Origin of the sequence: Microcoleus pseudofavosus SVA1_A4, from assembly GCF_036700565.1 — a bacterium.
In the GTDB taxonomy this organism is placed as follows: domain Bacteria; phylum Cyanobacteriota; class Cyanobacteriia; order Cyanobacteriales; family Microcoleaceae; genus Microcoleus.
In genome coordinates this window covers 1-10803 of record NZ_JAUBPE010000131.1, presented here as the reverse complement: position 1 = coordinate 10803, position 10803 = coordinate 1, and the positions used below count along the sequence as shown (strand labels likewise).

The following is a 10803-nucleotide window of genomic DNA, read 5'->3' as shown; positions in this document are numbered from 1 at the left end:
ATTTCTTTGAATACAACTTGATATTTACAGTATATCATATTAGTTGATTTGTGTAATTAATTTTGTTGAGCTACTTAATTGCGATGCTGTCGCGGCTGCTGCCTCTTTTGCTGCACTGGGATCGGGAAGGCGCGATCGCCACACTGCGTAACCTGTGACTCCCCCGGCTGCGACGGTAGCGATGGCTGCGGCAATTAGGAGTTGCTTGATTGAGGATGGATTTGAGGATAAGCTTTTTGCTGTTGCTTGGTGTACCATGACGCGCACCTCTTATTTATTTAAGAATTAAAAACTAAACGGTTTAGTTCCAAACTGTATTCAGACTAAACCGTACAGTATAATAATGTCAAGGCCCCAACCAAAAATTACAAAAAACGCTCATGACAAGGACAAAACCGATCGAACCAGACGCAGCAGCAGGGGACAAGAGCGAGAAGATCCTGCAAGGAGCGATGCAAGAATTTTTAGCCCACGGCTACGCGGGCACGAGTATGGACAAGGTAGCGAAGACGGGAGGAGTTTCCAAAGCCACCGTTTACAGCTATTTTGCGGATAAAGAAGGATTATTCGCGGCCTTGGTACAGCGGCTGGCGCGAAAAAAAGTCCATTTTACAGTTCTGGATGAAGAACCGGCCGTAGCGCTGCGATTCGTTGCCACAACTATATTAGAGCAGGTGACCCAGGAACCTGAATTTCTCAATTTTGTGAGGTTAGTGATTGCGGAATCGGGGCGTTTTCCCCAGTTAGCGCAGACATTTGTGAAAAACTTAGCCAAACCGGGGATCGATCGGCTAGCGGAATATTTGGCATCGCATCCAGAGTTAAAATTGCCCGATCCGGAGGCAACGGCGCGGATTTTTATTGGATCGCTGGTATATTTTCAGTTAACGCAGCATATGATGCACGGCAAAGATATTATCCCAATGGAGTGCGATCGACTGATCGATGGCCTGCTGCACTTGATTTTGCCCTCACAGTCAAATTCTTAGAGCTTTAGATACCCGACTTCTTCAACAAGTCGGGTATCTGAGTTTTCTGTTTTTTATTGCTAATCAAACAGGTTTTATTCAGAGATTTTTCCTAACCTTTCCCTCAATTCAGCATCCGATAAGTGCGGCACTTGCTCTACAAACAGTGTCAATTCTGCCACAGGCAATGCCAATAAATTCACAGGCTGGGGCAGAATATCCTCCAAGTTAGTAACGGACATTTTCAAGATACTTTCAGCTAATAATTTGACTGCTTCCGCCCCGCTTCATCGACTGTCAGCATAGATATAGCCAGCAACAAAACTGTAAATTATATCAAATCCGGTAGCATCGGAATTAATATTACCCACAGCTTTCGACACGGCAGTGCCGTGTCCCTACAATTAATCGCGGTAGGGACAAGGCACTGCCGTGTCCTCTATATAATTCCGGTGCAACCGGAAACGATATTACGCAGCAGGAAACTTGATATTGGAGATAGAAAAGCAGTCATTCTTGGACTTACTTATCCAAATCTAACTCGCAGAAACTTTTCTAAAATTAACCGCTGTTGTTCTTGTATGCCTCGTTCTAGCCCTCGTTATAGTCCTCCTTCTAGCCCTCCTTCTAGTTTTTTTAGGTTAATTTTCAGTTCAAACAGCAAACAGATTTTTTAGCCGTTTCCTTACCCACTCTACAGGGTTTTCATCATCTTCTGCTGCATCTCCCCATTCCATTTCTCGCAGTTCCTTTTGTCTCTGGCTTAGTTCTTCTTTATGTTTGACTATTTGTTGAATAATCTGTTCAGATAAATCCGGTCGTTCTGTTAAAACCTTTTGGAAACCTTCTTTATTGATCGCAAACAAAATTGTTTCTTCCACAGCTCTCACCGAAGCAGTCCTGGGGATTCCCAACATCAAAGAAAGTTCGCCAAAAAACTGACCAGTACCGAGGTTATTCAGGTGTTTGTCAATAGCTTCGACAAAAACTTCGACCGAACCTGAAAGAATCATGTAAAAAGCATCTCCCGGGTCGTTTTCGCGAAATAAAAATTCTTGCGGTTGCAGCCGTTGGCGATACCCAACTTCAATCAATTGGCGCAATTCTAGATCCGTCAAATTTTCAAAGTATTCCACCTCTCGCAGCAAACCGCTAAGAGGCGATCGCTTTTTAATTTCCTCTCCCAAAATAGGCATTTTTTGCTTTTTTTCATAGGAAGTGTACGTGAGGTCAATTGCAGTTTCCTTTTTGTTGAATAGCGACAACATAACTTCGGGATTTCGCAAATACAAATCTCTTTCATTGAACGGAAAATCGATTTTCTGCTGGCGGAAATGGTACTCTATAGCAAAATTCAAAGAACTTTTAATTACTTCTCGATCCGTTGGTCGATCCGTCCACACTAAAAGTTCAAATTTAAAGCAATCATCGCCAAACTCCACAAACAATACTTTCGGATTTGGATCGTACAATACTCCTGCTTCCGCGTAAGCAATATTTAAAAGAGTTTCTGTTACTAACAGCGGGTCGCTACTATCAGCTACATCTATTGAAAGCCGCAAACACAGCAGCGGATTTTCGTAACTCCAGTTAACAATTTTGCTGCTAATCATGTTACTATTGGGAACTATGACGCTGGAGTCGTCGTTGGTGGTGATAATGGTCGAGCGAATCGAGATTTTTTTGACGATTCCCATCAATCCTTCTAATTCCACGAAGTCTCCCACTTTGACAGGTCGGTCTAAAAGCAGCGTCAGTCCGCTGACAAAGTTGGTTGTTAAATCCTGTATCCCGAAGCCAATTCCCACTCCCAATCCCCCCGCAACTACTGCAAAAGAAGCGAGGTTAAAGCCGATTCCTTGGATGGCAATTATCACTCCGAAAGCGACGATTAAATAGCGCAGAATAACTGCAATAGCTTCCCGATTTCCCTCGTCAATTCCTAGTTTGACAAGCAAGCGTTCTTTAAGAAAGTTAGTAAAAGCTCGCGATACGAGAAGCACAGCCATGAACGAGAAAATCAGTTCCAGAAGTGACCGCAGCGATACAGGATTTTCCCCTAGTTTAAATAAGGTTGCTGTAAATATTGCGGAAATTTCTATCAATAATTCTTCGGGTATTGTATTCACTTTTTGTTCAGTAAATAATTTATTATAATCAGGTTTTAACCACTTTGTAGTAAAAACTTGGCAAGACTTCTAATTCCTGTGACTGGGTATTTTTTTAATCCTCACCATTCCTGACTCTCACGATCAAAAACTTCTACCCAATTACGCTGGGAGTAAGTTGTTACTATCCCTTGGGCCGTGGCTTTATCGGTGACAGCATTAGTCACTAAATAATCAACTTCGGTTTCAGCAGAAAAAGTCCGAGAATTCATAACGATAGCTATTGATAACCAAAGGGACATTGCAGCGGGAAACTAAGCCGCTTGACCAGCTTGTTGCCGAATGGGAATTTCAATGACGAATTCTATTCCCTTTCCTGATACAGGCTGGCAGTATAATCTGCCCCCATGCTTTTCCACGATAATTTGGTAACTAATAGATAACCCCAAGCCAGTTCCTTTACCGATAGGTTTGGTGGTAAAAAAGGGGTCAAATAGCTTCGGTTCTATAGTTTCGCAAACTCCTCGACCGTTGTCACTAATATGAATAGCAACCCAATTGTCGTCAATTAATTTGGTACAAATCCGAATGCGGTTCGGATGTTGTTTGATGTCTGCAAATGAACGCTGCTGATTAGATTCATCCAAAGCATCAATGGCATTAGAAAGAATATTCATGAACACTTGATTTAATTGTCCGGCATGGCATTCTACTGGTGGAAGCTGACCGTACTCTTTTACTACTTCTATCTCAGGATGCTCTGGTTTTGCTTTTAAACGATGATTCAGGATGGTGAGCGTACTATCAATTCCTTCATGGATATTTACTGCTTTCACGTCTGCCTCATCCCCGCGAGAAAAGATTCCCATAGACTTGACAATCTCCTGGATGCGCTGCGTTCCTAAATAGATTGAGTTAAGAACTTTGATAAAATCTTCCTCCAAAAATTCCAGTTCCATTTCATCCATTGCTGCTTGAATCCGAGGGGTGGGATTTACATAATCTTCTTGATAGAGGTGTATAATTTTTAGTAATTTATGAGCGTACTCTTGGGCATAACCCAGATTGCCAGAGATGAAATTTATAGGGTTATTAATTTCATGAGCAATGCCAGCCGCCATTTGCCCTAAGCCGGACATTTTCTCACTTTGGATTAACTTAAGTTGCATTTGTTGCAAATTATCATAAGCTCGGCTGACTTCTCGAACTTTTTGTTCCAATAATGTATTTTTCTCCTCTAATTTATCCGCTAGAACACGAAGCTTTAAATGCAGTTTGACGCGAGCTAATACTTCCTCCTGTTGGAAGGGTTTGGTAATATAATCTACAGCCCCAACCTGAAATCCCTCAACTTTATTAGCCGTATCTGAGAGAGCAGTCATAAATATAATGGGAACCTGTTTAGTTTCGGGATTAGCCTGTAATCGGCGACAGGTTTCAAATCCATCCATCTCTGGCATCATGACATCTAGCAAGATTAGATCGGGTAGAGCATATTTGACTCGCTCTAGTGCCATCTTTCCAGATTTCGCGACCCGAACTTCAAATCCTTCCTGACTTAAGGCATCAGATAAGACACCCAAGTTGGCTGAATTGTCATCAACAATAAGAATTGAACTCGTTGGTTGAATTGCTGAAGTCATAAACCTTATTTGTAGGATTGAATAAACATTAAAATCTCTTCGTCTTGAAATTCCTTTGCCATTTGATGCAATCTTTTAGCAAAGGGAATGTATTTGGGATCTATTTCTTCAAGTAATACCGCCTGTTTAACTATTTGTAGGAAATTTCCTTTCATCGCCAGCTCGTATAGCATTTCCATTTCCGTCGCAGGTGGAGCAATTAGCTCATTGGTGTCTGAGCCGATCGCCCCTGGAGCTTCATTGGCTTCGTAAACCCATTCCAAATCAAGATACTGTTGCAATTTTTGCAGGAGTTCCGTTGCTTGAACAGGTTTGGGAATAAAGGTGTTGCCTCCTGCCTCTAAACTTCTATATTGATCTGTTTCAAATACGCTAGCAGAAGAAACAATAATGATGGTGTCTTTGAAATTTTCCGATTCTCGAACCCGCTTAATTAGCTCGAAGCCATCTAGTTCGGGCATTACTAAGTCGGTAACGATTAAATCTGGCTGCACCTCTAGAATTTTTTCCCAGCCTTCCTGCCCATCGTTCGCTTCAGATACCTCAAAGCCGATCGGACTGAGCAAATTGCTAATTACCGAACGGTTAGCCCATTTGTCATCGATAACCACAATCTTAGGTTGGCGGTCTTTGATGCCGATAATCTGCCCGTGATGGTCGATTTGAGAGGTTTTTACCCATTCCTCGGCTTGAGACAGATCGACATCGAACCAGAAAATACTGCCAACATTCATCTGACTTTGAACCTGAATGGTACTGCCCATTAGTTCTACAATCCTTTTGCTAATTGCCAGTCCCAGCCCGGTGCCTTCCGTCTGCCGCCTCCGATCTCCTACCTGCTCGAAGGGCTGAAAGATAGCTTGGAGTTGATCTTGGGCAATGCCGGTACCTGTATCGCGTATTTCAAAGCGAATTTTTCCTTCTGTTGCAAAACTTACTATAAAAGTAACACTGCCCGCATCCGTAAATTTAATAGCGTTGCTCAAAAGATTAATTAACACTTGTCGCAAGCGTTTTTCATCCGCACGAATACCGATTGGTAGTTCGAGAGTTGATGGAAAATTGAAGTGAATTCCCTTAAGTTCAGCTCGGATGCGACACATTTCTGCTACACCTTGCAGGAACGCCGGGAAATGAAAATCGGTGGGCATGAGTTCCACTTTCTGCGCTTCAATCTTCGACAAATCGAGAATGTCATTGATTAAGGTCAGTAAATGGGAACCGCACTGATAAATGACATCAATGCGCGATCGCTCTTCTTCTTTCAAGACTTTAGAACGCTGAAGAATCTGCGCGTATCCCATGATGCCATTAAGCGGAGTCCGCAATTCGTGGCTCATGTTGGCAAGGAATTCACTTTTAGCCCGACTAGCAGCTTCTGCTGCTTCCTTGGCTTTTGACAGTACGAATTCTGCTTGTTTGCGATCGTGGATATCGGTGCAAGTGCCAATCCACTCCCGGACGCTGCCATCTTCGTTCAGAATGGGTACCCCTCTAACTTGAAAATAACGATAGTTTCCATCCGCTCCTCGGATTTGATATTCTATCTCATACAGGCTTTTCGTTTGCACTGCTTCCATCCAAACCTGAGCCGTTCGTTCGCGATCGTCCGGGTGAATTGCGTCTAACCAGCCAAAACCAACCACCTCAGCCTCGGTTTGTCCGGTGTAAGCTCTCAGACTCGGTATATCCGGGCATCTTCCTTCAGCATCCGTTATCCAGACCATTTGGGACGTAGCAGCGATTAGCGAACGATAGCGTTCTTCGCTTTGTTTTATAGCATCTTCCGCTTGTTTGCGATCGGTAATATCTCGTGTTGTAGCGATTACGCCCAGGATGTTGCCATTAGCATCCCGCCAAGGAGCTTTTGTAGTGAAAAAGGTCTTAGTGATTTGATCGTGAGAAGAGATATCTTCCTCGTAACTCTCAGTGATTCCTGCTGCCATGATGTGGCGATCTTTTGCCATCAATGCACGGGCAGTGTCAGGCGGCATTAATTCCCAATCATCCTTGCCGATGATTTCCTCAATTGGCTTGCCCAAGAAGTTTGCCAAAATGGAGTTGATGGCAACATAACCTCCTAGTCTGTCTTTAACCACTATTAAGTCGGGTGTACTTTCCAAAATAGAGTTCAGTAATGCGTTGCGATCGCGCAAAGCTTCTTCAGCTTGTTTGCGATCGGTAATATCTGTATTAGCTCCAACCCATTCCCGAATTGAACCATCCGCGTTCAGAATTGGTACACCACGACAACTCATGTAGCGATATTCGCCGTCATAGCGACGCATACGGAATTCAACTTCATAGAGCGACGAGCGATTAGCAACAGCAGTTGACCAGGCAGTGACCATAGACGAGCGATCGTCTGGATGGATAGCGTTGATCCCACCCCCTCCCTTGTAATCATCAAATGTCTGTCCTGTAAATGCACTCCAAGTAGGTTGCTCGATCGCCATTTCGCCGTCTGCATTGCAGATCCAAATAATTTGAGCGCTGGCTTCCATCAAAGAACGAAATCTTTCTTCACTTTGTTTGAGGACATCTTCTGCGTTTTTGCGATCGTGAATATCCCGCGTAATAGTAGCCATCGCTACGGGTTTATTAGTTTCGGAATGTTTGACCAAAAATAGGGTGTAGTCTACCGCGATCGGTTGACCTGTCACGAAATGTCTCAAGCGGTAATCACTCCGGTAAACCCCGTCTTTCATCAGCGCAGGCAGCATACGCTGATTTACGAAGTCCAAATCTTCTGCCATAAAGAAGTCGGTAATGTGTTTGGTTCTGGCTTCCTCCAAACTACTGAGTCCAACCAAATCCAGACCAGCCTGATTCACTAGCATCGGACGACCATCCATTGAGGCAAGGCCAATAAAGTCACGGCTGTTCTCGATCGTTTTAGCGAGCAATTGCCGTTCTTCCTCTGCTTTTTTGCGATCGCGCAGCGCAGCCTGCTGTTGGCGAATATCCCGCACAATAGTGGAAATAAACTCGACTTCACCCGCTTCTGTTTTGTGGACGATCAAAACCTGGGAGACTGGAACTTCTTGCCCATCGCGTGACAAAAACAGGGTTTCACCAGCCCAGCTACCCTCTCGCAAGGCAGTTGGAATTACTTCGCCGTGAAATTTTGCCGTTGCCGAGGGAGCTAACACAGAATCTATACTAAACGAAGCTCGTGCTTCCTCTGGGGACATCCCCAGCATTTTCTGTCCGGCTTTGTTGAGGTAGACGCTATGCCCAGTCGCATCCACAACTCCTACTAAGTCGGAAGTTGCTTCCAAAATTGCCGTAAGTCTCGCTTGCTCTTTCTCTGCCCGCTTGCGATCGCTAACTTCAATCACAATGCCACCCACACCAAAAACCAAACCATTTTCATCCCGCAAAGGATAGTAAGATGCTTCCCAGTAGCGCAAGATACCTGGTTGTTTCGGAGTTTCACCCACTACTTCATAGTCGAGAAGGGGCTTGCCCGTATCCAGAATGCCTTGCAGCATCGGTTCCACAGTCGCAGCCAATTCTGGCAGCACTTCACGCACTGACCTACCAATATGGTCGGCCACACAAATGCCATTCATCTGGGCCAGAACTTCGTTAATTTGGACGTACCGGAGTTGGCGGTCAAAAATCAGCATTCCGGCGTTGGCACCTGCAAAAAAAGCGTCGAAGTGAGCCTGTCGCAATACCTGTGCTGTTGTGCTCTCTTGCTGTTGGCTTGCCTGGGTTTTCTCTGGTGGGAATTTGGTCATGTTGGATGGTGGATTTCAGCTTTAATTCTACAACTTCTGTCCAATTGGGCGATCGCAAGGTTTTCGCGGCCTGCAATTTCGGTACTGAAGAAAACGTTCAGTAGCGCGGCCATTAGACTTTCAACCCGCGATATATGTATCCGTTGAAACAATGTTTCCCTTAATTCTTCGGATGTATCGCCAAGCACTTATATTGCTCATCAATCCTATCGGTAGAATGCCAACTATTATGGGAACGTTCTCAATTTTAGCTATATCCGTGAAATTTTCAGTTAGATATTCTCCGATATAAACAGGACTGAGGCAACTGGCGAACGTAGTAGCAATATCTCGGCTACCAGTTAAGCTCATTATAATACTTGGATATTTGAGTTGTCCAATTAAATAGTTCTTGAATAATCCCTGCTTAAGTTTATAACGGAACTTCAACAAACAATCATCAGTTAACGGCTGGATTGCGTCGATCGGGGCATCACAAATTTTTACTTTATTTACGAAAGGATTGTCAGCTTTTAGAACAGCTATATCTTATATATTTGTTGGTGGCAACAAGAAAGCATGAACGTATTTGCTGCATATAAAGGTTTTGGCTTTATTTTGGCTTACCATTTGTTTAAGTTTAGTTAGTCGTTGAACAAGAAAAAGATGAAGTTTTTACTGCGAACTTTTGACACGATTGAAGTCCTTACTACGAACTTTTGTTAATTTCTCGCATATAGCGCGGACGACAGGGAGTACCCGTACAAACAAAGCCGGCAGGCATATTTTTAAAGACGCTGCTGCGAGCTCCTATTAAAGAGTTGGCACCGATTTCGACACCAGGGCCAATGAAGCAGTCGGCGGCAATCCAAACGCCGTTATTAATGATAACAGATCCTGTTATTAAGCGAAAGGCTGGGTCTTGGGGGTCGTGAGTGCCGGTGCAGAGGTAACTTTTTTGAGAAATGACGCAGTGTTTGCCGATCGCAATTCGATCGAGACTGTACAATACAACATCATCTCCGATCCAACTGTAGTCTCCGATTTCAATTTTCCAAGGATAGGTAAAACGAGCCGTAGGGCGGATAATCACACCACAACCTATTTTCGTTCCAAATAACCGCAGCAGCCCGCTTCTGATGCCGTTAAAAGGGTGTGGAGTGAGGGGAAATGCGATCGCCTGCACCAACCACCAAAGCAAAATTAGCCAACCAGGCTTTCCCCGATCGACATTCGATCGATCGTACCTCCGCAAATCAACCAAAGATTCCCCTGTTAAAATATTTGCCTGATTGTCGCTAATTGGACGATCGTTTATTTCAGGATTTGGAGAATTTGCGATCGGATTTTCCGGTTCTTGGTGCGGAGTTGGTATATTATAAGTCATTGATAGTTAATTTAATGTTTAATTGAAAATCGAGTTTAACTTGAAGGACTGCTCAATGATATTTCCAGTTAGGGACAATTTTCACGCTGAAAACACCAAGGAACTCGCACAATGCGAAAATCCCCATCCTAGAATTTCCAAAGTGCGGCTTTTACAAACAGCATTGGTACTGCTTAGCAGCTTTTTTGTCGCAGAGTTAATTGCCGCCCTTAATTCTCATAGTTTGTCCCTATTAGCAGATGCGGGTCACGTTTTTTCAGATGTAGCAGCTTTAGCAATAACTTTGGCAGCCGCTTGGTACTCCTCAGTCAAAGGCAAAAGTAAATCCGTAGATTGTACGATCGGACAATCGCCATTCCCTGCACGCCCAGAAATCATTGCTGCTTTAGTTAATAGTATCAGTTTATTGGCGATCGCCCTTTGGATTGCCGCAGAGTCGATCGACCGCTTGCAGTCCCCAACCCCCGAAGTAGAAGGACTCCCGATGTTAATTACCGCCATAGTCGGTTTAAGCATCAACTCAATCAATGCTTGTTGCTTGCATTCCTGCTGTCACGGCGACTTAAATCTCAAAAGCGCCTTTTTGCACGCAGTCGCCGACATATTTTCCTCGGTGGGAGTAATTTTAGCTGCGATCGCCGTGGCTTGGCTGCACTGGAATTGGGCGGACGGCTTAATTAGCTTGCTAGTGTCGGCATCAATAATTTTATTAACCCTACCGCTGCTAATTGAAAGCATCCAGTTGCTGCTAGGCAAAGTATCAACAATATCCGCAACTCAACCACCTTGCGACTGCCAAAAACTCAGCGCTGAAAAATTGCTTTTTCCATCCCTCGAAGAACTGATCGAATGATAATCGTGATGTAAGTATTCACGCTCAATGTCTTTGGGATGAGTCAACTCATATCAATTCCGGCTGCACCGGAATGATATAGAGGACACGGCAGTGCCGTTTCCCTACCATTGATCGCG

The 10803-nt window shown here is 44.1% G+C and carries 9 protein-coding genes; 2 read left to right on the top strand and 7 right to left on the bottom strand.

The features are described from left to right. Window positions 1-39: 39 nt before the first annotated feature. A complete protein-coding gene (locus tag QUA02_RS31945; protein ID WP_333033718.1) occupies window positions 40-258 on the bottom strand; it encodes a hypothetical protein in 219 nt (72 codons plus the stop codon). 122 nt (window positions 259-380) lie between these two features. Between QUA02_RS31945 and QUA02_RS31940 the strand changes: the two genes are divergently transcribed. Next, window positions 381-989 carry a TetR/AcrR family transcriptional regulator gene (locus tag QUA02_RS31940; RefSeq protein ID WP_333033717.1) on the top strand — a complete coding sequence of 203 codons (609 nt, stop codon included), beginning with the start codon at window positions 381-383 and terminating at the stop codon, window positions 987-989. A 74-nt stretch (window positions 990-1063) separates the two neighbouring features. On the opposite strand, the gene QUA02_RS31935 is transcribed toward QUA02_RS31940, so the two are convergent. The 6 genes from QUA02_RS31935 to hpsU form a co-directional block, all read right to left on the bottom strand. After that, window positions 1064-1210 (bottom strand): hypothetical protein, encoded by a 147-nt coding sequence (locus QUA02_RS31935; RefSeq protein WP_333033715.1) that lies wholly within the window; start codon window positions 1208-1210, stop codon window positions 1064-1066. A 411-nt stretch (window positions 1211-1621) separates the two neighbouring features. Next, on the bottom strand, window positions 1622-3097 hold the full coding sequence (locus QUA02_RS31930) for a mechanosensitive ion channel domain-containing protein (protein ID WP_333033713.1): 1476 nt from the start codon (window positions 3095-3097) through the stop codon (window positions 1622-1624). A gap of 101 nt (window positions 3098-3198) precedes the next feature. Further along, window positions 3199-3348, bottom strand: coding sequence for a hypothetical protein (locus QUA02_RS31925; RefSeq protein WP_333033711.1), 150 nt, complete (start codon window positions 3346-3348; stop codon window positions 3199-3201). A 42-nt stretch (window positions 3349-3390) separates the two neighbouring features. Next, window positions 3391-4719, bottom strand: coding sequence for a hybrid sensor histidine kinase/response regulator (locus QUA02_RS31920; protein ID WP_333033710.1), 1329 nt, complete (start codon window positions 4717-4719; stop codon window positions 3391-3393). Window positions 4720-4724: 5 nt separating this feature from the next. Further along, window positions 4725-8465, bottom strand: a complete 3741-nt coding sequence (locus tag QUA02_RS31915; RefSeq protein WP_333033708.1) for a PAS domain-containing hybrid sensor histidine kinase/response regulator — start codon at window positions 8463-8465, stop codon at window positions 4725-4727. A 688-nt stretch (window positions 8466-9153) separates the two neighbouring features. Further along, window positions 9154-9831, bottom strand: coding sequence for a hormogonium polysaccharide biosynthesis acetyltransferase HpsU (hpsU, locus tag QUA02_RS31910; RefSeq protein WP_333033707.1), 678 nt, complete (start codon window positions 9829-9831; stop codon window positions 9154-9156). A gap of 55 nt (window positions 9832-9886) precedes the next feature. Between hpsU and QUA02_RS31905 the strand changes: the two genes are divergently transcribed. After that, window positions 9887-10684, top strand: a complete 798-nt coding sequence (locus tag QUA02_RS31905; protein WP_333033706.1) for a cation diffusion facilitator family transporter — start codon at window positions 9887-9889, stop codon at window positions 10682-10684. Window positions 10685-10803 lie beyond the last annotated feature (119 nt).

Bases quoted from the DNA above. Each gene is read 5' to 3' on its own strand.
- QUA02_RS31945 (WP_333033718.1), bottom strand. From the start codon at position 258: ATGGTACACCAAGCAACAGCAAAAAGCTTATCCTCAAATCCATCCTCA.
- QUA02_RS31940 (WP_333033717.1), top strand. From the start codon at position 381: ATGACAAGGACAAAACCGATCGAACCAGACGCAGCAGCAGGGGACAAG.
- QUA02_RS31935 (WP_333033715.1), bottom strand. From the start codon at position 1,210: ATGTCCGTTACTAACTTGGAGGATATTCTGCCCCAGCCTGTGAATTTA.
- QUA02_RS31925 (WP_333033711.1), bottom strand. From the start codon at position 3,348: ATGAATTCTCGGACTTTTTCTGCTGAAACCGAAGTTGATTATTTAGTG.
- QUA02_RS31920 (WP_333033710.1), bottom strand. From the start codon at position 4,719: ATGACTTCAGCAATTCAACCAACGAGTTCAATTCTTATTGTTGATGAC.
- QUA02_RS31915 (WP_333033708.1), bottom strand. From the start codon at position 8,465: ATGACCAAATTCCCACCAGAGAAAACCCAGGCAAGCCAACAGCAAGAG.
- hpsU (WP_333033707.1), bottom strand. From the start codon at position 9,831: ATGACTTATAATATACCAACTCCGCACCAAGAACCGGAAAATCCGATC.
- QUA02_RS31905 (WP_333033706.1), top strand. From the start codon at position 9,887: ATGATATTTCCAGTTAGGGACAATTTTCACGCTGAAAACACCAAGGAA.